This is a genomic window from Hymenobacter lapidarius (assembly GCF_001816145.1).
In the GTDB taxonomy this organism is placed as follows: domain Bacteria; phylum Bacteroidota; class Bacteroidia; order Cytophagales; family Hymenobacteraceae; genus Hymenobacter; species Hymenobacter lapidarius.
The window spans coordinates 49,604-71,701 of sequence record NZ_MDZB01000033.1 but is presented as its reverse complement, the minus strand read 5'-3'; the positions used below and the strand labels follow the sequence as shown (position 1 = coordinate 71,701).

The following is a 22,098-nucleotide window of genomic DNA, read 5'->3' as shown; positions in this document are numbered from 1 at the left end:
CAGCGGGCGCGCAGCCGAACCGGGCCAGAACCAACCCATTACCCGGCGCAGAGCAGGCAAATACTTCGGCTTGCGCACCCCGCTGATTTGCCGGGCTGGTCGAGTGAGTGCGGCTTTTTGTCTACATCGCCGCTCAAAGCACAACCCTCGGCGGGGCCTTTGCCGTTACCCAATCCTCGCCCCTGTTTCCGTGTCCGATACGCCTGCTACCGCCAACTCTGCTGCTCATTCGTCGCCCTTAACGGGGGCACCCACCCGTGCTCCTCGCCGGTGGGTGCGCTGGGTGCTGGGCGGCCTGGGACTGGTGCTGCTGGCCTTGGTGGCCCTGCAGTTTCTGGACCCTTGGCTGCGGCGCACGCTAGAAAAGCAGGTAGCCAAACAAACCCAGGGCCAGTACCGCCTGCAAGTGGGCGAGCTGCACACCAGCCTGTGGCAACGGGCCGTCCGGCTGCAAAACGTGCGCCTGCGGCCCGCCGCCCAGGTAGCCGATACGCTGCCGCGCGTCCGCCTTGATGTGGCCCGGCTGAACGTGACGGGCATTGGGCTGCTGGCGCTGTTGCGCAAGGGCGTGGTGCCCATCGACAGCGTAGTGCTGGATTCCACTCGAATAGAGGTGCTGGCATTGGCATCGAAGCCAACCAAAAATGCGGGCCAGCCCCTGCACAAGCGGCTGCCGCTGCAACTCAAAGGCATCGAAATTGGCTACGTCGGCCTGCTTCACACCCGGGCCAGCTACCTGCCGCAAGCGCGAACCACGGTGCAGTTTGAGCGCGCCGACCTCAGCGCCCAGGGCCTGCTCATCAGTGCGGCCGGAGCGGCCGACACGCAGCGGCTGGCTTATGCGGCCGACTGGCGGTTGCGGGTGCTTCGCGGCCAGGGCCGGGCGTCGGGCCACGCGCTGGCCGTGGCGGGGCTACACCTGGCCACGGCCGGGAAGTTGCTGCTGGTGGATTCGCTGCGCATTCGGCCCACTGACCCCCAAACAGCTACACAGCCCCAGGTTAGCCTGATGCTTGCGCGGCTGCGCCTCACCGGCCTCGACGCACCGAAGCTGCGCCAGCGCCGTTTTCAGGCAGATTCGCTGCTGCTACAGGGGCCACAGCTTAGCGCTACGCTGCCCGGCACTTCCACACAGAATTCAAAATCAGGCTCTTCCTTTTTGCGGCAAGTCGATTTGGCTCATGTGGCGGTGCGCCGGGGGTACCTGCGCCTGAAAGGCAGCGTCGGGGAGCCTACGGTTCGGGACATTGCCGTAAGCGGCACCGCCCTGCACCTCGATTCGACGCTGGTACCGGGGGCCGGAAGCATCCTGTTTGCCCGAGCCTGGGACGTGGCTCTGGGCCGCAGCAACGCCACCGTGGCGGCCCACGCCGTGACGCTGGAAAGCCTGCACCTGTCCACCAAAGCCGGCACGTTTAGCCTGCGCTCGGTGCGCATCCGGCCGCCGACGCCTGGGCAAGGGCCTGCGGGGACGGTGAAGGTTGACCTCACGCTGCCGCAGCTGGCCCTGACGGGTTTCGATGCCGCGGCCCTGCAGCAGCGGCAGCTTTTTCAAGCTCAGAACCTTTTGCTGGAAGGTGCTAAGCTGAAGTTTACGCCTCCGGCTAAATCGCCGCCCCCGGTGTGGAAAATGCTATTAACTGTGGCGCGGCGCACGGAGCTGGCGCACTTGGGCGTGCGCAACGCCGAATTGCGGATTGGGGGCCTGCGCCATTCGCCCGAGGTACATGGCCTGAATTTGACCGGCCGGGCCATTCGCATCGACTCGCTGGCCGCGCTGGAGCCGCGCCGCATTGCCTACGCCCGCGCCTGGCAGGCCAGCTCCGGGCTCATCGCCGCGCCGTTTGACCCGCCCTACTACCGCGCCAGCAGCCAGCGGGCCCGCCTGGACACCGACGCCAAAACCTTCCAGTTTGAGCAAATGGCCCTCACGCCCAAGTATTCGGCGGTGGGCATGAACCTGCACAAGGGCTACCAGGCCCCGGCCGTCACCATCAAGCTGGCGTCGCTGGCTTTTTCCGGGCTGGATTTTGCCGGGCTGGTGCGGCGGGCCGATGTGCGCGTGGCGCGGGTGGTGGCCCAAAGCCCGGTGGTGACAATTGCCTCCGACGGCCGCGGGTCCATCAACCCAAACTGGTCTAAAATATCGCCCGAGGAGATGATTAAACTGCCTGTGGTAGTGGACGTGCGCCGGTTCGACCTCCGCAACGGCAACCTGTATTCGAAATACCGCAGCCCGCTCACGCCCACGCCCGGCACCCTGAGCATCAACCGCTTCACGGGCAGCTTCTACAACCTCAGCAACGACCGGAAACGGCAGACTGCCGCCACGCCGCTCACCGGCCGCGCCACCACCTACCTCCAGAACCGCTGCCGGCTCGATGCGCAGGTGTCGATGTACCTGCTCGACCCGCGGGGCCGGCACCGCGTGTGGGGCGCCTTTGGGCCGGGCCCGTTTGCCATGCTCAACTCCATGACCGTGCCCACCCGGCTGGTCAAGTTCAAAAGCGGGCAGGTGCGGCGGCTGCGCTTCGACCTGCAGGCCGACCGCAAAGGCGTGACGGGCACGATGACCACCGAATACTCGGGTCTGGAGCTGTCGCTGCTGAGCTACAAGCAGGAGGAAATTAAAAAGACCCTGTTTAGCCGGCTGAAGTCGAAAGTGGTGAACGCGGTGGTTATCCGCGACCAGAACCCGCGCAAGGGCGGCCGGGTGGTGACGGGGGAGATGACCAGTACCCGCGAGCCCCGCTTCTCGGTGTTCACGCTCTGGCGCCAGGGCATTGTGAGCGGCTTGTTCCACAATGTGGGCGTGCCCCAGCCCCTGGCCCAGAAGCTGAGCGAAAGCAAGGACGAAGCGCCGCTACCCAAGTAGCTACCAAGTAGTTTCTGGACGTTACGGCTGGCGCGCGTCTGCGACGCGCTGCCGACTGGCGCCGAGCCTGTGGCTCGGGCAAGCATTTATCAGGGAGCGGCCGCGCTTCGTTCCACCTCGAGCCGCAGGCTCGGCGCCAGTCGGCAGCGCGTCGCCAACGCGCGCCAGCTACGTGCCAACGCGCGCCAGCCGCGTCCGGTTGCCGGGTCAATTGGCCGTATCTTACGGCGCTGCAACCTGAACATTTCCAGACTGGAGGTGCTTGCTTCTACATCTGCCCCGCTTTGCCGCCACTGCTTATGATTATCCTGATTTTTTTCGCCGCGCACTGGTATTTGTCGCTGTTCACGCAGACGTTTTTCCAGCACCGGTACGCCGCTCACCGCATGTTTACGATGGGTGCGCTCACCGAGCGGCTGTTTTTCGTGCTCACCTACCTCACGCAAGGCAGCAGCTTTATGTCGCCGCGGGCCTACGCGCTGCTGCACCGCATGCACCACGCCTACTCCGACACGCCCAACGACCCGCACTCGCCCCATAACAGCACCAACGCCTTCACCATGATGTGGAAAACGCGGGGCATTTATCAGGAGTGCGTGAAAGGCACCTCGGTGGCCGCCCAGCGCTTCCAGGGCAACTATCCGGTTTGGAATTCACTGGAGGAGTTCGGCAACAAGTGGTATTCGCGGGTGGGCTGGGGAGCGGTGTACGTGCTGTTTTACGTCAAATTCGCCACGGCTTGGTGGCAATACCTGCTCCTGCCCATTCACCTGAGCATGGGGGCGGTGCACGGCGCCATTGTGAACTGGGCCGGCCACAAATACGGCTACCAGAACTTCGACAACAACGACAAGAGCCGCAATTCGCTATTTTTTGACTTCCTCACCGGCGGCGAGCTGTTCCAGAACAACCACCACAAGCTGCCCAGCCGCGTCAACTTCGGCGTGAAACGCTGGGAGCTCGACCCTTCCTACCCCGTCATCTGGACCATGGACAAGCTGGGCGTTATCAAGCTACGGGAATTGAAGGCTGCCGCACAGGAAACGGCCGCGGCCAATGCCCAGGCCGCGCTGGTCCGGTAGCACCTGCTCAGTGCCGATAGTGGCATCAGTCGACAGCCCAAAACCAAAAAAGCGGCCGCTTCCCATGGGAAGCGGCCGCTTTTTTGGCACAAAGGTCAGCTTATTAAAAGTCGACCCGATTGATGCTATACTGGCTCACGGCCGGCGTCCGGCCAGAAAACAGCGCGTCGAGGTTGGCGTAAAGCACGTAGCTGGTACCGTCGCGGCGCGCGAGGGTGGTGGGAAACTGCGGCTGCGTCACGAATGTTCCCGACAGCGTGGCCGCGGTAAAACCGTTGGTGGTGACGAGGCGAAACACGCGGGCCTGGGCGTTGCTCACCACCTGCAGCGTGTTGTTGTCTTGCAGCAGCAGGCCGTCGGCGGCGGCGAGGTTCTGGGAGATGGCCACCTGCGTGAAACCGGCCGGGTTGTTCAGCGGCACTTTGTAGATGGCGCCGTTGTCGGACTTGGCCACCAGCAGGTAGCCGTCCGGGTGATACACAATGCCGTTGAGGCCGAACATGCCGGCCGGGGCCGTCAGCTGGGTATTGTCCAGAAACACGGTCACCGTCCTATTGGGCGTTACCTTGTAAATCACCGGCGCGAAACTGTCGGTGACGTAGGCATTGCCTTGGGCGTCCACGGCGATGTCGTTGGCGAAGTGGTTGGGGTGGTTGGGGCTGGCGGCGTCGAGGTCCAGCACCACGGGCGTGTTCGAAGGGGTGTCGCGGTTGTATATGGCCAGGTGGGCCATCTTACGCTGGGTAGCGGGGCTGGTGCGGGCGGGGTTAGCGCCGGGGTCCGACACGGCCACCAGCAGTAAGTTGCCGTCGATGTGCAGGCCAATGGTTGAGACCAGCGCTGGGTTGTCGGCAAACAGGCTGTAGGTGCCGTCGTCCTGTACCTGCCCGATTTTGCCGGTAGCTAGCGAAGTCACCAGGAAGCGCTTGTTCGGCGCGTCGTACTGCACACCTTCCGGATACAGACCGGCTTGCGTGAAAGTGATGGTGGCGGGTGCTGCCGGGGTGGTCACGGCATCGTCGTCATCGGAACAGGACGACAGCAACGCAAGGCCTAGAAAAGCAACGGGTACAACGCGGCGAGCAGCGGCCGCCACCTGGGCGGATAAATCAAATTTTGACATATCAAGAATAAAAAAGGGGAGGAAAACCGCGTTTTAAAACGCATTCGTGTAGGAACACGGTTTATACAGGCGGCGGGGCTTTTTGGTTATGAAATCGGACCGCCTTGTTTTTTGGTCGGCTGGCCCAAGCGGGCGCCGTACCTTTGCCCCCCAATACCGCTGACCAGATGATTTCCATTTCCGACCTCGACTTCCACTTTGGCTCCCGTGCACTGTACGACAACGCCAGCCTGCACATCAAGCCCAAAGACAAAATCGGCCTCATTGGCCTCAACGGCACCGGCAAGTCCACGCTGCTGCGCCTGCTGGTAGGCGAGTACAAAGCCGACGGCGGCAGCATTTCGATGGCCAAAGACGTGAGCCTGGGCTTCCTCAACCAGGACTTGCTAAGCTACGACACGCACGAAAGCATTCTGCACGTGGCCATGCAGGCCTTCCAGGAAGCGCTGGAGCTGCAGCAGAAGATTGACGACATCCTGGTGCTGTTCGAAACCGATTATTCCGATGATTTAGTCGACAAACTGGCCACCATGCAGGAGCGGTTTGAGGCGCTGGGCGGCTACACCATGCAGGCCCGCGCAGAGGAGATTCTGGAAGGCCTGGGCTTCAGCACCGAGGAGCTCACCAAGCCGCTGAAGTCCTTTTCGGGCGGCTGGCGCATGCGCGTGATGCTGGCCAAAATCCTGCTGCAGCAACCCTCCCTCCTGCTCCTCGACGAACCGACCAACCACTTGGACTTGCCCAGTATCAAGTGGATTGAGAACTACCTGGCCGACTACGAGGGCGCGGTTATCATCGTGAGCCACGACCGCGAATTCCTCGACCGCACCACCAACACCACCGTGGAGGTGACTGGCGGCAAGCTGGTGCCCTACGCCGGCAACTACTCCTATTACCTGGAGGAAAAGGAGGAACGCAACCTCATTCAAAAAGGCGCTTTCGAGAACCAGCAGTCCCAAATCCGGGCCGCTGAGCGGTTCATTGAGCGCTTCAAGGCCAAGGCCAGCAAGGCCAAGCAGGCCCAGAGCCGCGTGAAAGCGCTCGATAAGCTGGAGCGCATTGAGGACGTGGCCAGCGACGCGGCCAAAATCAACATGAAGTTCACCTTCAAAATTGAGCCCGGCCGCCACATCCTCCGCATGGAGCACGTGACCAAGAAGTACGACCAGAAGTTGATTTTCCGCGACACGAACGTGCACATTGAGCGGGGCGATAAAATCGCGCTCATCGGGGCCAACGGCAAAGGTAAATCGACGCTCATGCGCCTCGTGGCCGGCACCGAAGCCCCCACCGCCGGCAAGCACCAGCTGGGCCACAACGTGATAATGTCGTTCTACGCCCAGCACCAGCTGGAGTCGCTGACGCTCGACAACGAGATTTTGCAGGAGATGGGCGAGGCCGGCTCGAAGCGCAACGACATGGAGCTGCGCTCGGTGCTGGGCTCGTTCCTGTTCACGGGCGAGGAGGTTTTCAAGAAAATAAAGGTGCTGAGCGGCGGCGAAAAAAGCCGCGTGGCCCTGGCCAAAACCCTGATTTCGGAAGCCAACTTCCTGCTCCTCGACGAACCGACCAACCACCTGGACATGGTGTCGGTAAACATCCTGATTCAGGCCCTGGAGCAGTACCAGGGCACGTTCATCGTCATCAGTCACGACCGGTTCTTTGTGGAGAACGTGGCCACCAAAATCTGGTACATCGAGGATTTTCAGCTGAAAGAGTACCCCGGCACCTACGCTGAGTACGAGCAGTGGCAGGAAGACCGCGAAAAGGCCGCCAAAAAAGCCGGCCTGCCCAGCCCTTCGGCCCCGAAGCCCCAGCCCAAGGAAGAGAAAAAGGCCGACGCGTCGCCCGCCAAAACTACTTCACCCGACCAGAAAAAAGCCCTGAAGGAACTGGCCGAGGTAGAAGCTAAAATTGACACGCTGGAGAAGGAATTGGCCGGCTACGAAAAGCAGCTCGCCGACCCGAAAATCTACGAAAACTCGGCGCAGTTGAAAGACGCGACGATGAAATTTGAGCAGGTAAAAAAGGAACTGATGCAGCTAAACGACCGGTGGGAAATGCTGGCGGAGGTGTAGGGATAAGCGGAATCAACCAAAAAGCCTCGCCCATAGCTATTGTTGTGGGCGAGCTTTTTGGTTAATAGCAACGAAGGACTACTTCGCCGTCGTTGCGGCAGGAGGCGTTAGCTTATAGCCCAGGGCCAGGGTGAGGCTCAGGTTGTCGACGTACGTCCGGTCGACGTCGATTTTTCCTTTCGTGACGTGCGCAATGTGCTGAAACGGCGCTTTGAGGGTTTTGCCGGCGTCCGTGAACGTGTATTCGCCCCAGGTAGACACCCAGTTGCCCCGCAGCCGGCCGGTTTTCACCTGAAAGGCCGTCTGGCCCTCGAAGCGCACCTTGCGGTTCAGCTGCGTCTTGTAGCGCTGCTCCCACTGGGCCATTACTTTGTCGCGGGTGGCCGAATCGGTGGCCGCCGGGCCGTAGCCGCGGTAGGTATCCGTCAGGAGCATTTTGGCTTTGTCGAGGTTGCCGGCAGCCAGCTGGTTCAGGTAGTTCGTGACCACCTGGATGTCCGCGTCGGCGGTGGGGTTTTCGCCCACTACGTCCTTGTAGCGAGGTGGCACGGGAGCTTTTGTTTGTGCCTGCACGGGCAACTCTACAGCCGCAAATAACAGGGCTGCAAGAATCAGCGTTGGGGTAATCATGTTTTTCATATGAGGTTGACTGAATTTGAAGGTTACCTGAAAGTGCGTGGGCGGTTTTTGAAAGAAACTCAAAGCGGTTGAACAAGGCACCAAGTCAAAGCATCTTTAAGCAATGGCAATACTTAAATGTATAAGCTTCGAGGTGCGCAAATCTATGCCTTACTTTTTACCATCCAATTTTTTATTGCAATTAATCTTGATTCGTAAGATAAGGTCTGAACCGGCCGTTTTTAAAGCGCCGAGCGTAACTACCAATTCCAGAATCGAAATGGCTACTCTTTGCATCATAAGCTGGCTAAAACACGCTTCAGGCAATTGGCCAATGTAGCCATAGCAGTTCAAGGTTAATTCTTCGCCAAGTATAATCTGTGCTTATAAAACAATTAATTAAATCAATTTTGATTATGAAAAGCGTAGTTGTAAATTTGCCTAAAGCCAAGTTTTCCGAGCGGACTAAATCCAGCTTCATCGAATTTCCAATTCTTTCGGATAGGCTGACCACTACACCGGAACACTCCATTTTCGACTCTCAGAACTCGCAAAACAGGACGACATAAAAAATCAATCTAAGATGAAAAACAACTTGCACGACCTCCCTCCGGAAAACTCCATTCTGTTTGAGATGAACGAGCCGGCAGCCCAATGCCCCTTCAGCAGCGGCGCGGTGAAGCAAAGCGCCGGCGGCGGCCGCACCAACCGCGAGTGGTGGCCCAACATGCTCAAGCTGAGCATCCTGCGCCAGCACGCCGCACAATCTAACCCGCTGGGCGCGGACTTCAACTACGCCGCCGAGTTCAAAAAGCTTGACCTGAATGCCGTGAAGCAGGACCTGTTTGCCCTGATGACGGATTCGCAGGACTGGTGGCCGGCCGACTACGGCCACTACGGCCCATTCTTCGTGCGCATGGCCTGGCACAGCGCCGGCACCTACCGCATCGGCGATGGCCGCGGCGGCAGCGGCTCGGGTGCTCAGCGTTTCGCGCCCCTCAACAGCTGGCCCGACAACGCCAACCTCGACAAAGCCCGCCTGCTGCTGTGGCCCATCAAGCAGAAGTACGGCCAGAAAATTTCCTGGGCCGACCTGATTGTGCTCGCTGGCAACTGCGCCCTCGAGTCGATGAACTTTAAAACTTTTGGCTTCGGCGCCGGCCGCGCCGACGTGTGGGAGCCCGAGCAGGACATTTACTGGGGCCCCGAAACCGAGTGGCTGGGCGACAAGCGCTACACCAACGACCGCGAGCTGGACACCCCCCTTGCCGCCGTGCAGATGGGCCTCATCTACGTGAACCCCGAAGGCCCCAACGGCGAGCCTGACCCGGTGCGCTCGGCCCGCGACATCCGCGAAACCTTTGGCCGCATGGCCATGAACGACGAGGAGACCGTGGCCCTGATTGCCGGCGGCCACACCTTCGGCAAAACCCACGGCGCTGCCAGCCCCGCCGAGCACGTGGGCATGGAGCCCGCCGGTGCCAACCTCGAAGAAATGAGCACGGGCTGGAGCAACAGCTTCGGCAAGGGCCACTCGGAGCACACCATCACCAGCGGCCTGGAAGGCGCCTGGACCAGCACGCCCGCCAAGTGGAGCAACGACTACTTCGATAACCTGTTCGGGTTCGAGTGGGAGCTGACCAAGGGCCCCGGCGGGGCGCACCAGTGGCGGCCCGTGAACGGCGGCGGTGCCGGCACCATTCCCGATGCCCACGACCCGGCCAAGAAGCACGCGCCCTTCATGCTCACCACGGATATCGCCCTGCGCGTAGACCCCCGGTATGAGGTGATTTCCAAGCGTTTCCACGAGAACCCTGACGAGTTTGCCGATGCCTTCGCCCGCGCCTGGTTCAAGCTGACCCACCGCGACATGGGCCCGAAAGAGCGGTACCTGGGTCCGGAAGTGCCCACGGAGGAGTTGCTCTGGCAAGACCCGATTTCGGCCGTGACGCACTCTCTTGTGAACGACCAGGACGTGGCCGCGCTGAGGGAGAAGATTCTGGCTTCCGGCCTCACCGTGTTCCAGCTGGTGTCTACCGCTTGGGCATCGGCTTCTACATACCGGGGCTCCGACAAGCGCGGTGGCACCGACGGTGGCCGCCTGCGCCTGGCTCCCCAGCGCAACTGGGAAGTGAATAACCCCGCCCAGTTGGCGGAGGTGCTGCAAAAGCTCGACGGCATTCAGCGCGAGTTCAACGGCGCCCAGACCGGCGGCAAGCAGATTTCCATGGCCGACCTGCTGGTGCTCGCCGGTGGCGTGGGCGTGGAGCAAGCCGCCCGCAACGCGGGTCAGGAAGTGACGGTGCCCTTCACCCCCGGCCGTGCCGATGCTTCGCAGGAGCAAACCGACGTGGTGTCGTTTGCAGCCTTGGAGCCGGCCGCCGATGGCTTCCGCAACTATCTGAAGCCCCACCACAAGGCGGCGGCCGAGGAGTTGCTGGTTGACAAAGCCCAGCTCCTGACCCTAAGCGCGCCCGAGCTGACGGTGCTGTTTGGCGGCCTGCGGGCCATCAACATCAACTTCGACCAGTCCAAGCACGGCGTATTCACCGACCGCCCAGGCGCGTTGACGAACGACTACTTCGTGAACCTGCTCGACATGAACACGACCTGGAGCAGCACGTCGGACGCCCAGAACACCTTCAACGGCCGCGACCGCAAGACTGGCGCCGTGAAGTGGACCGGCTCGCGCGTGGACCTGATTTTCGGCTCGAACTCCGAGTTGCGGGCCCTGGCCGAAGTTTACGGTTGCTCCGACGCCCACGAAAAGTTTGTGACAGACTTTGTGGCTGTGTGGACCAAGGTGATGAACCTCGGCCGCTTCGACCGGGCATAGTCAGACGCAGCTTTCGCGGTCCTTAGACTGCAACAGTTGTCGAATTATGTCAACAAAAAAGGTGGCCTTTTTCAAGGCCACCTTTTTTTGTTGACGCTGGCTTGTTAATGACTGATAATTCAATACCCATAACCCATACGGGCACGCTAAGCGCCATCGAAGCCGTTCAGGACTGTTTCGGCAAACTGGTAGGACAACCTCAAAAAGCATGGAGCAGCCAGACCTCAAGGCCACTGCGAGGGTTTGCGCCGGCAGTAGCCCAAAGCCGGGATACTACCGACGAAAAAATCGTTTCATTTTTCATAAAGCCCCTTGATACGGGCCAGTAGCAGCGCACTGCGCTTGTATGGGGCACTTGGGTATCAGCACTCAGCATTGGTCAACTCGACCGTCGAGCCGGAACCGAACGTAGAAATGTTTTTTTCAGGGTGCTGCTGGCCAACGCGGGTGAAGTTCCCGATTGGGGGGGAGCAGGTTGCCTGCTGCCGTCCGGCACGGCCCAGGTGCATTGCAGGCGCCGCGGAAAATGATAATTTTACATGCTTTTTGACGCCGATAAATGCAGGTTGCAAAAACAAACGCGGAGCTGTACATCCGGACCGGAAGTTATTCCCTGTTTGCTCATCAATGTCCCCCACCAAGCACCCGTTTCCGGGTGCAGCAACCCGCCACCTACGGCCCCGCCGTCACCGCTTCGCTATGAAACCCCTCCTGCTCCTGTTGCTTCCGCTGACCCTGGGGCTGGCCCGGCCCGTCGCTGCCCAACTGCCCACCGCCGACACTACCGCTACCGTGCAGCTCTACGGCTACGTAGACGGTTATTTCGGGCTGGATTTTCCAGCTCCCACCGACACGCGCCGCCCCGGCTTCCTCTACTCCCACAACCGCCAGAACGAATTCACCGTGAACCAGGCGCTGGTGGGGGCCCAGTTTGACGACGGCCGCGTGCGCGGTGCCCTGGGCCTGCAGGCCGGCACCTACCCCGAAGCCAACTACGCGGCCGAGCCCCAAGTCCTGCAGCACATTTACGAAGCCTACGCGGGCTTCCGGCCCCTGCGCCGAGCCTGGCTCGACGTGGGCGTTTTCGGCTCGCACATCGGCTTCGAGTCGGCCATTTCCAAAAACAACTGGACGCTCACGCATTCGCTGGCCGCCGAAAGCTCGCCCTACTACGAAGCCGGAGCGCGCTTTACCTATGAGGCCAGCCCGAAATGGACGCTGACCGCACTGGCCCTCAACGGCTGGCAGAACATACGCGAAACCAACCGGGCCAAAGCGCTGGGCACGCAGGTGCAGTGGCGGCCCTCGGCCCGCTGGCTGCTCAATTCCAGCACGTTTTACGGCAACGAACAGCCCACCAACTCGGCGGCGCGCCGCCGCTACTTTCACGATTTTTACCTGACCTACGCGGCCACTTCGCGCCTTTCGGTGCTCGCCCTGTTCGACATTGGCACGCAGCAGGCCCGCAGCGCCGGCCAGGACCACGACTCCTGGCACACCGGAGCGCTGGTGCTGCGCTACCGCCTGGGCCGGCAGCCTGGCAGCCCGTTTACGGCGGCGCTGCGGGGCGAATACTACTTTGCCAAAAACGGCGTGGTGGTGCGCGATGCCGGCCCACCGGCGTCCGAGCCCGATTTCTTTGTGCGGGGCGGTTCTCTCAATTTGGATTACGCCCCCACCCGCCGCGTGCTGGTGCGGCTCGAAGGCAAAGTGCTCAATTCCCGCAACTCCCTGTATGATGCCGCCGAGCAGCCCTCGGCCCGCACCTACGGCAACCTAACGGGCACCATCGCGCTGTCGCTGTAAGGGCAGGCAGGCAATGCGTCTGGTAGTGCTTGGCTTGGCAGACGCCAGAGCAGCACCGGGCGCGGGGCGGGCCGGGGCGGGTACTGCCCTTGCCGGGGGCACTTTGCCAGCTCTCTGAGAGCGGGGCAACGTATGCCTCCGTACTTTCGCGCCATGCGCCTTTTCCGTTTTGCCTCCCTCCTGCTTGCCACCGCCTGCGTGCCGCTGGGCACGCCCATCACCAGCACCAGCCCAACAACGTCTGGCGGCCAGAAGGCTCCCGAATACTACGCCGATAAAACCCTGCGCTACCAAGACTACACCTACTCGCCTGATGTGCGCAGTGTGCAGTGCTACGTAGCCACGGGCCAGCCCAACGAGGTGTTTCAGCCGCCGGTGGTACCGCTGGGGCGTAGCCAGGCCATTACGCTGGAGTTTGACGTGCTGGGCGAGCAAAGCCAGCGCTACGCGGCCAAAATCATTCATTGCGATGCCAACTGGCAGCCATCTATTCTCACCGACCTGCAGTTTCTCAGTGAGATAAACGAGTTTTTGATTACCGATTTCCGGATTGGGGTGGGCGGCAAGGTGCCCTACTACCACTACCGGCTGCGGGCGCCCGGCGTGAAACTGAGCGGCAACTACCTGCTGGTGGTGCAGAGCGCGGGCGGCGTGCCGGTAGTATCGCGCCGGCTGCTGGTGTATGAAAACCAGGTGCAAGTGGCCCTCAAACCCGGCATTGTGGTGGGCGGCGAGGAGCGCTACACGCTGCAGCAGCTCGATTTCGGCATCGGCTACGCCGGCGTGAACCTAGTGAACCCGGTGTCGGAGGTGAAGGTGGTGCTGCGCCAGAACTTCCGCTGGGACAACGCCAAGTACAACCTACGCCCCACCTTCGTGCGCGACGCCGAGCGCCGGCTGGAGTACCAGTACTTTGGGTTCGAAAACGCGTTTCCCGGCCTGAGCGAGTACCGCTATTTTGACATCCGCTCGGTGCTGGCCGCCGGTATTGGCGTGCTGAGCGTGGACCCGCGCCCCGTGCCCGCCACGGCCCTGCTGCTGCCCGAAACGTCCCGCAGCACCCAGGCCTACAACCAGTACCAGGACGCCAACGGCCAGCGCGTGTTCGAGAGCCGCGAGTACGGCAACGGCGACGTGAACGCCGACTACGTGGACGTGACCTTCCAGCTCAAGGCTGCCCAGCCCGCGCCGGGCCCCGTGTACGTCCTCGGCGCCCTCACCGACTGGCAGCTCAAAGACGAGTTCCGGCTGGCCTACGACGAGGGCAGGCAGCTGTACACCGGCCACGCCCTGCTCAAGCAGGGCTACTACAACTACAGCTTTGCCGTGGCCGGGGCCCGGGGCGCCGTGCCCAACGAAGTGTACTTCGAAGGCACCCACCAGCAGACCGAAAACCAGTACGACCTGCTGGTGTACTACCGCCCGCCGGGAACCCGCGCCGACCTGCTCATCGGCTACCAGGCCGTGGGCTTCAACAGCCGCCAGTAGCAGGGCCTAACAACCCGCCGCGGTCAGTTTCGTTTGTTATCGCACACCATCAGCTCTCGATGGGCGGGCCGCAGTTGGCCCGCTGGCGGGTGCCGGGTGCCTCACACCAATGAAAACACGTCATACCCTGCGCCTAGGCGTGGCCGCCATCCTGCTGCTTAGCGGCTGCGCCGTAAACCCCGTCACGGGCAAAAAAGAAGTTATTCTGGTATCCGAAGGCCAGGAAGTGGCCATGGGCGCGCAGTCGGACCCGGCCGTGACCGCTCAGTTTGGCTTGTACCAGGACCCGAAGATGCAGAAGTTCATCGACGAAAAGGGCCAGAAAATGGCCGCTATTTCGCACCGTTCCAACCTGAAATACCAGTTCAAGGTGGTCGACTCGCCGGTGATAAACGCCTTCGCCGTGCCGGGCGGCTATGTATATTTCACGCGCGGCATCATGGCCCACTTCAACAACGAAGCGCAGTTTGCCGGCGTGCTGGGCCACGAAATCGGGCACGTCACGGCGCGGCACTCGGCCCGGCAGCAAACCAAGGCCATTCTGGGTCAGGTGGGGCTGATGGGGGCCATGATACTCTCGCCCCAAGTGGCGCAGTTCGGCGACCAAGCCATGCAGGGCATGCAGTTGCTGTTCCTGAAATTTGGGCGCGACGACGAGCGGCAGTCCGATGAATTGGGTGTGGAGTATTCGTCCAAAATTGGGTACGACGCCAGCCAGATGGCCGACTTCTTCCAAACCCTGGCCCGCGAGCAGCAAAAATCCAAGGCCGAGCCCATTCCTGATTTCCTGTCTACCCACCCCAATCCCGAAGACCGGTACAACACCGTGAAGCAGCTGGCCGATAAGTGGAAGGCCGCCAACGGCAACCCCGTGCTAGCCGTGAACCGCGACCAGTACCTGCGCCTCATCGACGGCATGGTGTACGGCGAGGACCCCAAGCAGGGCTTTGTGGAGAACAGCGTGTTCTACCACCCTGAGCTGAAGTTCCGGATGCCCGTGCCCGCCGGCTGGAAGCACCAGAACACGCCCCAGCAGTTCCAGATGGCCGACCCCGCCGGCAAGGCCCTGCTCATTCTGATGACGGCTCCCGGCAACTCCCTCGACGAAGCTGCCCAGGCCATTACCAAGCAGCTCAGCCTGCAGCCCACCGACTCGCGCCGCACCACCATCAACGGCTTCCCCGCCCTGGTTTTCACTGCCGACCAAGTGCAGCAGGACCCCCAAACCGGCCAGCAGGTGGCCGGTGTGCGGGTGCTGGGCCACGTCATTCAAGACGGCAAAACGCTGTATGCCCTGCTGGGCGTGGCGGCCCCGGCCGACTTCCCCGCTTACGCCCCGCAGTTCAGCGGCGTGGCCGAAGCCTTCCAGCGCCTCACCGACCCGGACAAGCTCAACCGCCAGCCCGAACGCATCCGCATCAAGAAGCTGGCCTTGCGCAGCAGCCTTTCCAAGGCCCTCACCAGCAACGGCGTGCCCGAAAAACGCCTGGAAGAGCTAGCCATTCTGAACGGCATGCAGCTCAATGAGCAAGTGAATGCTGGCTCGCTGATAAAGGTGGTTGGGAAATAACTGGCATCATGTTGGTTTAGGGTTGCCCGAGCATGCCCCGCAACCCTGTTCCGGGCAATGCGTTTTAAGCCCAGCCGTCGCAGTCCATGCGGCGCATTCAGCTTTCATTCTGACCTATGAATTTCTCCTTCCTGCGTACCGGTGCCGCGCTGCTTTTGCCCCTCACGCTCATCAGCGCCGTGCCCACCAGCCGCACCCAGGGCCCCAAGCCCGACCCCCAGGTGCTGGCCCAGTTCGGGCTGTACAACAACCCCACGCTGCAGCGCCTCATTGACACCAAAGGCCAGCAGATGAACAAGGTATCGGACCGCCCCGGCGATTACGGCTTTACCATCGTGGATTCGCCCGTCATCAACGCCTTCGCCACGCCCGACGGCCACGTGTATTTCACGCGCGGCATCATGGCCCACTTCAACAGCGAAGCCCAATTTGCCGGGGTGCTCGGCCACGAGCTCGGCCATATCACGGCCAAGCACGGCCAGAGCCAGCAGCGGCGCTCCACGGCCGCGGGCATTGGTTTGCTGCTGGGCTCCATTATCGCACCCAAGATTACCCAGTCGATTGGCGGCATTGCCCAGCAGGGCTTGGGCGTGCTGTTCCTGAAATACGGCCGCGACGACGAGCGCGAATCCGACCAGCTGGGCGTGAAGTACTCGACCAAGATTGGCTACGACGCCAGCCAGATGGCCGACTTCTTCCAGACGCTGCAACGCAACCAGGCGGCCAGCGGCGGCTCCGGCGTTCCCGACTTTCTCTCCTCCCACCCCAACTCGGCCGACCGTTACACCACGGTAAAAAAACTTGCCGCCCAAGCCAAGCAAAACGCCGGAGGCCAGCAGCTTACCGTGGGCCGTGACTCCTACCTGCGCATGATTGAGGGCCTGCCCTACGGCGACGACCCGCGCCAAGGCTATGTGGAAGGCGGCGTGTTCTACCACCCCGACCTGAAGTTCCGGATGCCCGTGCCCTCGGGTTGGAAGTCGCAGAACTCCCCTTCCCAATTCCAGATGGGCGAGCCCAACGGCAAAGCCATTATCGTACTGGTACCTGCCGGAGGCAATTCGCTGGATGAGGCCGCTCAGGGCCTGGCCAAGGCCATCGGCCTGCAGTCGGCCAACGCCCAGCGCACCACCATCAACGGCTTCCCGGCCGTGGTGATGCAGGGCGAGCAAGCCGCCCAGCAAAACCAGGCCGGGGCCGCCGTGCTAGCCCACGTCATCCAGGACGGCAGCAATTACTACGGTATTATTGGCCTCACCGCGCCCGCTACCCTTTCCACCTACGCCAACACCTTCAATGGCGTGGCCCAAGGCTTTGCTCGCCTCACCGATGCCAGCAAGCTCAACCGCCAGTCGGACAAAATCCGCATCAAAACCGCCACCGGCAGCCAGACGCTGGCCCAGGCCCTGACTACGTCCGGGGTTCCTGCTAGCCGCCACGAAGAACTAGCAATTCTTAACGGCATGCAGCGCACCGACCGTTTGAGCAAAGGCATGCTGTACAAGTCGGTGGGAAAGTAACTCGGACGCTGAATTCGAGCCAAGGCCCGAAGTCAATAGTGAGTCATAATGCAAAAAGGCCACCCATTGGGTGGCCTTTTTGGTGGCTATATAAGTAAGCATATGTCACACGCCGGGCTAAGCTCTTAAGAATAATTCGGGTTGCCGTCTTGGAGCGGAAATACCTGGAGTTAATTAAGTATGCTACCAAATGAAGCGCGTGCCCACACTCAGCTGGGTAATCAGCTCCGTGTGGGTGTAGTACACCGTGCGCTCTTGGTAAGGGCCCGTGGCATTCAACTCGGCCGTAAGCTGGTGGGACCCAACGGGGAAAGCATAACCGAAGCGGATGGCCGGCAGTACATCACTGCGAAGGTCATACCAGCCCGGGTTCCAATCACTGACAAAATCGTCCTCTACGCGCTGGACAGCCACCCCTGCGCCGGCAAAAAATCCACGGTTGGGCTTGCCGCCGAAGTAGAACTGAACGAGCACAGCGCCGGTCAGGCAATCGAAGCTAGCCTTTTCAAACTGGTTGTTGGCTTCCTTCCGGTCGATGCGCCGACGAAAATAGTGGCCGTAGGTAGTCAGCCCCCAGGAGTCCTTGATACGGTAGTCGGCCCCGATTTGCCCCGACGGCCCCAGGTAATACATTTGGGCATCGCCGCTGCCGTGCAGGCCCGCATACGGGCGAAGCCTGTGCTGCGCGCTGACTGCCGCAGGAAGCAAACAAAAAGCAAGTAGCCAGAGCTTCTCCATAGTTCGTTTTCAAAACAGGAGTCTACGGCGTCGCCGATTGATTGCATCGAAACCATTTTTTCAATGCGTTCCTGACGCAAAACGCCCCGGCCGAATCCCGACCGGGGCGCTGAAGATACTATCTCCATCGAGAAGCCCCGCCGTTGCGCAAGGTGCTTTTGCAAAACTAGTTATACGTTAAACCGGAAGTGCATGATATCCCCGTCCTGCACCACGTATTCTTTGCCTTCCACGGCCATCTTGCCAGCTTCCTTGATTTTAACCTCAGTCTTGTACTCCTGGTAATCGGCCAGTTTAATTACCTCAGCGCGGATGAAGCCTTTCTCGAAATCGGAGTGAATAACACCGGCCGCGGCGGGGGCTTTGTCGCCGCGGTGCACGGTCCAGGCGCGCACTTCCTGTACGCCGGCGGTGAAGTAAGTAATCAGGTTCAGCAACTCGTAGCTGGCCCGGATGAGCTTATTCAGGCCCGACTCGGTGAGGCCGTACTCGCCCAGGAACATCTCCTTTTCTTCGGGGTCTTCCATGTCGGCAATCTGCGCTTCGATAGCGGCCGACACCAGTACCACCTGGGCGCCTTCGGCCTTCACGTGCTCGCGCAGGGCGGTTACGTGGTTGTTGCCGTTGCTGGCAATGCTGGCCTCGTCCACGTTGGCCACGTAAATCACGGGCTTGATGGTGAGCAGCTGCAGGTCGGCTACGGCTTCCAGCTCGTCGGGCGTAGCGGCCACGGCGCGGGCATTCTGGCCGGCTTCCAGTTCGGCTTTGAAGCGCTGCAGCACGGTTACTTCCTTCTTGGCCACGGCATCGCCGGCTTTGGCGCTGCGCTCCGATTTCACCAGCTTCTTATCGATGCTCTCCAAATCTTTGATTTGCAGCTCGGTGTCGATAACGTCTTTGTCGAAAACGGGGTCTACGCCGCCGGCTACGTGCACGATGTTGGGGTCGTCGAAGCAGCGCACCACGTGAATGATGGCGTCTACCTCGCGAATGTTGGCCAGGAATTTATTGCCCAGGCCTTCGCCCTTGCTGGCGCCTTTCACGAGGCCGGCAATGTCCACAAACTCGATGATGGTGGGCAGCACGCGCTTGGGGTTCACGAGGGCTTCCAGAATCTGGAGCCGCTCGTCGGGCACGGTAATCACGCCCACGTTGGGCTCGATGGTGCAGAACGGATAGTTGGCCGATTCGGCCTTGGCGTTTGAAAGCGCGTTGAAAAGGGTGGATTTACCGACGTTCGGCAAGCCGACGATACCGCAGCGGAGGCCCATTTTTTGGAGTTATGAGTGTTGAGTGTTGAATTATGAGTTGGCATAATTCGGCCGCAAAGGTACGGCCTGCCGCCACGCAAAACGGCGCAAACGGACCTAAGTCTGTTCGCGCCGTTGAAATCGTCAAAAAAGCTATTAGCCAACAGCCCCTAGCTGATAGCTTTTTTTCTAGTAGTTGTCTTCGCTTTTATTGGGGTCGAAAGCGGGGCGGTCGAACTCAGGGCGGGGCCGGTCCCGGTCCTCAAAGTCGCGGGGGCGGTCCAGCTCGGCTACCTCTTCGGGGCTCAGTAGCTCTTCGCGCACGTAGTCCACGGCGTCCTGCAGGGCATCTACGAACTTCAGGAAATCTTCCTTGTAGAGGAAAATCTTGTGCTTTTCGTAGGACACCGAGTCGTCGCTGTTCTGGCGGCGCTTGCTCTCGGTGATGGTCAGGTAGTAATCCTGGCCGCGGGTAGCTTTCACGTCGAAGAAGTACGTGCGCTTGCCGGCTTTTATGCGTTGGGAATAAATTTCTTCCTGGTCGTGACGGTCGTCCACGGGAATGGGGTTGGGGTATGAGTGGGAAATAGAGTCTGTGCGTTGAATGGAAGGCCTAACTTACGAAGGTGGAGGCAAAGATTAGCACCTCCGTAGCGGTTGGTATTGATAAGTATCCATTCGTAAAACCAGAACGGTCGAGCTGAGCTTGTCGAGGCATCTCGCCTGGGGTGGTAATTCAATCGATTGGTTTGCTACCCCACGCGAGATGCGTCGGCTCCGCTCAGCACGACCGTTCTGCTGTGCTCGGCATGACCGTGCTTTTACGACGTTCTTTATGCTCTAATTCTCTGTCCCCATGCCCATCGACCTCGCCGCCATTCGCTCCTTCGAGAATCTTGAGTTTCTGGCCCGCCAGCTCGTGGACGGGTTTATTACCGGGCTGCACCAGTCGCCTTATCACGGGTTTTCGGTGGAGTTTTCGGAGCACCGCCTCTACAACCCCGGCGAGAGCACGCGGCACATCGACTGGAAAGTATTTGCCCGCACCGATAAGCTGTTTGTGAAGCGCTACGAGGAGGAAACCAACCTGCGCGCCCATCTGCTGCTCGACGTGAGCCCCAGCATGTACTACCCCGCGCCGGGCCACGACAAGCTGAAATTCAGCATCCTGGCGGCGGCGGCGCTCACCACGCTGCTCACCCGCCAGCGCGACGCCGTGGGCCTCGTCACCTTCGCCGAAACCGTGGAGCTGCAAACGCCGGTGCGCTCCACCAGCACCCACCGCCACACCCTGCTGCTGGCCCTGCAACAACTGCTGGAGCGCCCGCCCGCCCCCAAAACCGTGCGCGGCACCAACGTGGCCGGCACCATCCACGCCATTGCCCAGCAGATTCCCAAACGCTCGCTCGTCATCATTTTCAGCGACATGCTGGGGCGCAGCTCCGCCGAGCAGGAGGCGGCCCTGGCGGCCCTGCAGCACCTCAAGCACCAGCACCACGAGGTGCTGCTTTTCCACGTGCTCGACCGGGCCACGGAGGCCGATTTCGACTTCGCCGAGCAGCCCTACATTTTCGAAGACATCGAGACAGGCCTCGAAATCAAGCTTCAGCCCTCCCAGATAAAAGAACAGTACCGCGCGGCCATGACGGCCTACGAGCAGGAGCTGGCCCTGCGCTGCGGGCAGTTGCGCATTGACTTTGTGCCCGTGGATGTGCGCGAGCCGTTCGAGAAGGTTCTTTACGCCTATCTGGTGAAGCGCGGCAAAATCCGGTAGGGCTGTTTAGTTGTTAGTTGCCTGTTGTCGATTGTCAGTGCACATTCGAACAGGGCCTGCCATGCACTGCTCATCGTTTGATTGGCAATGAGCAACTGACAACCCAACTGTCTTTTAACAGTTACTCCATTTCAATAACCCGCATGCCTCCTCTGGAATTTACGTTAGTTATGGTGGGCGCCCTGGTGCTATTCGCCCCCATCACGGGCTACATCGCGGCAAGCTACGGCCGGTCGTTCTGGCGCTGGTACGGCTTGGGGTTGCTTCTGCCCTTCCTTTCTATGTTCGTGGCCATTTTTGTGGCCATCCGCACCCAGCTGGCTGAGGAAAAGGCTAATCCCAAACTGCCGAAGCCCTAAGCCGTACCGCGGCCTGAGGTGTTCAATGGGCAGCATGTATTTTTGCCCATATTGCCGGCCTAAACTGCCCCGTGGGTCGGCTGTTACTGGTTAATTTGTTTTCTTTTACCCCTTCTTATGTATCCAACCCTTCTGTTGCTGCACTCCTGGTCCCGGTGGTTTGTGCTCCTTTTTGGCCTCATTGCCGTGTACCGCGCCTACGTGGGCTGGTCGGGTCGCCGTGCCTTTGTGGGGGCCGACAACGGCATGAGCGCCGCTTTCTCCGGCTTTACCTGGCTGCAGGTGCTCATCGGCTTCGGGCTGTATTTCGGTGTCAGCCCCTGGGGCCTCAATGCCATGAAGCAAGCCGGCGCCATGAAAGACCCCACCGCCCGCTTCTTCGGTATGGAGCACGTGGCGGTGATGATACTGGCCGCCATTGTGGCGCAGGTGGGCCGCATTGTTGTCAAAAAAACCAGCGACCACACGGCCAAGCACAAGAAAGCTTTCCTGTACTTCGGCGTGGCCCTGGTGCTGATATTGCTCATGATTCCGTGGGGAATCTGGAATCCGGCGCGGCCGTTGTTTCGTTTTTAATTGTTAATTTTAAAGCACGACAGTCACTGCGCATCGGCAGGGCTGGCTTGCTGAATTACCTATTGCCGCATCCGTGACTACTACGCCCAAACGCTGCTATTCCGTAGAGGACTTTTCTGATTTAATCAACTCCCGCCTGCAAAAGCTGGAGCGGCGAAAAGAAGCGCAGCAGCAGTACGGCAGCCTCCTGGCCGTGTTGCGCCAGCAGATAGACTCCTACCGCCAGCGGCGCCCATAGCAGTAATCAAGGCCGCATGGAGTGTGCGTAGCGGCACCTTTTATCGAGTAACGACACCATTCCGACCGGATATCTATCCGGTCGGAATGCTTTTTTTGGGGCTATCCGAAGGCATGACCAGCCCCCCATCATGCTCATCTGGCGTCCACCTGCGAAGCATCCTATCA

17 protein-coding genes are annotated in these 22,098 nt (G+C 60.7%); 12 read left to right on the top strand and 5 right to left on the bottom strand.

Features of this window, described 5'->3' with window-relative positions; translation table 11 throughout:
- Positions 1 to 190 precede the first annotated feature (190 nt).
- Both BEN47_RS01505 and BEN47_RS01500 read left to right on the top strand, forming a co-directional pair.
- Positions 191 to 2,875, top strand: a complete 2,685-nt coding sequence (locus BEN47_RS01505; protein WP_125921441.1) for an AsmA family protein — start codon at positions 191 to 193, stop codon at positions 2,873 to 2,875.
- 299 nt (positions 2,876 to 3,174) lie between these two features.
- Positions 3,175 to 3,957 carry an acyl-CoA desaturase gene (locus tag BEN47_RS01500; RefSeq protein ID WP_070724430.1) on the top strand — a complete coding sequence of 261 codons (783 nt, stop codon included), beginning with the start codon at positions 3,175 to 3,177 and terminating at the stop codon, positions 3,955 to 3,957.
- A gap of 103 nt (positions 3,958 to 4,060) precedes the next feature.
- Here the strand turns inward: BEN47_RS01500 and BEN47_RS01495 are convergent, their stop codons facing one another.
- A complete protein-coding gene (locus BEN47_RS01495) occupies positions 4,061 to 5,080 on the bottom strand; it encodes an SMP-30/gluconolactonase/LRE family protein (RefSeq protein ID WP_070724429.1) in 1,020 nt (339 codons plus the stop codon).
- Between the two features lie 167 nt (positions 5,081 to 5,247).
- On the opposite strand from BEN47_RS01495, the gene BEN47_RS01490 reads away from it, so the two are divergent.
- On the top strand, positions 5,248 to 7,158 hold the full coding sequence (locus BEN47_RS01490; RefSeq protein WP_070724471.1) for an ABC-F family ATP-binding cassette domain-containing protein: 1,911 nt from the start codon (positions 5,248 to 5,250) through the stop codon (positions 7,156 to 7,158).
- A gap of 78 nt (positions 7,159 to 7,236) precedes the next feature.
- Here the strand turns inward: BEN47_RS01490 and BEN47_RS01485 are convergent, their stop codons facing one another.
- Entirely contained in the window at positions 7,237 to 7,707 is a 471-nt protein-coding gene (locus BEN47_RS01485) for a nuclear transport factor 2-like protein (protein ID WP_158010794.1), read from the bottom strand.
- A 703-nt stretch (positions 7,708 to 8,410) separates the two neighbouring features.
- On the opposite strand from BEN47_RS01485, the gene katG reads away from it, so the two are divergent.
- The 5 genes from katG (at position 8,411) to BEN47_RS01460 (ending at position 16,996) form a co-directional block, all read left to right on the top strand.
- Entirely contained in the window at positions 8,411 to 10,612 is a 2,202-nt protein-coding gene (gene katG / locus BEN47_RS01480) for a catalase/peroxidase HPI (RefSeq protein ID WP_438830491.1), read from the top strand.
- 699 nt (positions 10,613 to 11,311) lie between these two features.
- Positions 11,312 to 12,418 (top strand): porin, encoded by a 1,107-nt coding sequence (locus BEN47_RS01475; protein ID WP_070724426.1) that lies wholly within the window; start codon positions 11,312 to 11,314, stop codon positions 12,416 to 12,418.
- 153 nt (positions 12,419 to 12,571) lie between these two features.
- The gene (locus BEN47_RS01470; protein ID WP_239691466.1) at positions 12,572 to 13,906 is read left to right on the top strand and encodes a type IX secretion system plug protein; all 1,335 of its coding nucleotides are present in this window, start codon (positions 12,572 to 12,574) and stop codon (positions 13,904 to 13,906) included.
- Positions 13,907 to 14,015: 109 nt separating this feature from the next.
- Positions 14,016 to 15,476, top strand: a complete 1,461-nt coding sequence (locus BEN47_RS01465) for a M48 family metalloprotease (RefSeq protein WP_070724424.1) — start codon at positions 14,016 to 14,018, stop codon at positions 15,474 to 15,476.
- A 116-nt stretch (positions 15,477 to 15,592) separates the two neighbouring features.
- On the top strand, positions 15,593 to 16,996 hold the full coding sequence (locus BEN47_RS01460) for a M48 family metalloprotease (protein ID WP_083321999.1): 1,404 nt from the start codon (positions 15,593 to 15,595) through the stop codon (positions 16,994 to 16,996).
- 183 nt (positions 16,997 to 17,179) lie between these two features.
- On the opposite strand, the gene BEN47_RS01455 is transcribed toward BEN47_RS01460, so the two are convergent.
- From BEN47_RS01455 to BEN47_RS01445, 3 genes are all read right to left on the bottom strand, one after another.
- Positions 17,180 to 17,704, bottom strand: a complete 525-nt coding sequence (locus BEN47_RS01455) for a hypothetical protein (protein WP_125921440.1) — start codon at positions 17,702 to 17,704, stop codon at positions 17,180 to 17,182.
- 200 nt (positions 17,705 to 17,904) lie between these two features.
- Positions 17,905 to 19,005, bottom strand: a complete 1,101-nt coding sequence (ychF, locus tag BEN47_RS01450; RefSeq protein ID WP_070724422.1) for a redox-regulated ATPase YchF — start codon at positions 19,003 to 19,005, stop codon at positions 17,905 to 17,907.
- A 168-nt stretch (positions 19,006 to 19,173) separates the two neighbouring features.
- The gene (locus tag BEN47_RS01445; RefSeq protein WP_070724421.1) at positions 19,174 to 19,542 is read right to left on the bottom strand and encodes a DUF3276 family protein; all 369 of its coding nucleotides are present in this window, start codon (positions 19,540 to 19,542) and stop codon (positions 19,174 to 19,176) included.
- Positions 19,543 to 19,840: 298 nt separating this feature from the next.
- Here BEN47_RS01445 and BEN47_RS01440 point away from each other — a divergent pair, with 298 nt between their 5' ends.
- The 4 genes from BEN47_RS01440 (at position 19,841) to BEN47_RS21255 (ending at position 21,931) form a co-directional block, all read left to right on the top strand.
- Positions 19,841 to 20,758: a DUF58 domain-containing protein gene (locus tag BEN47_RS01440; protein WP_070724420.1), complete on the top strand. Its 918-nt coding sequence runs from the start codon at positions 19,841 to 19,843 to the stop codon at positions 20,756 to 20,758.
- A 143-nt stretch (positions 20,759 to 20,901) separates the two neighbouring features.
- Positions 20,902 to 21,117, top strand: coding sequence for a hypothetical protein (locus tag BEN47_RS01435; protein WP_125921439.1), 216 nt, complete (start codon positions 20,902 to 20,904; stop codon positions 21,115 to 21,117).
- Between the two features lie 117 nt (positions 21,118 to 21,234).
- Positions 21,235 to 21,693, top strand: coding sequence for a hypothetical protein (locus BEN47_RS01430; RefSeq protein WP_070724418.1), 459 nt, complete (start codon positions 21,235 to 21,237; stop codon positions 21,691 to 21,693).
- A gap of 73 nt (positions 21,694 to 21,766) precedes the next feature.
- A complete protein-coding gene (locus tag BEN47_RS21255) occupies positions 21,767 to 21,931 on the top strand; it encodes a hypothetical protein (protein WP_158010792.1) in 165 nt (54 codons plus the stop codon).
- Positions 21,932 to 22,098: the final 167 nt, after the last annotated feature.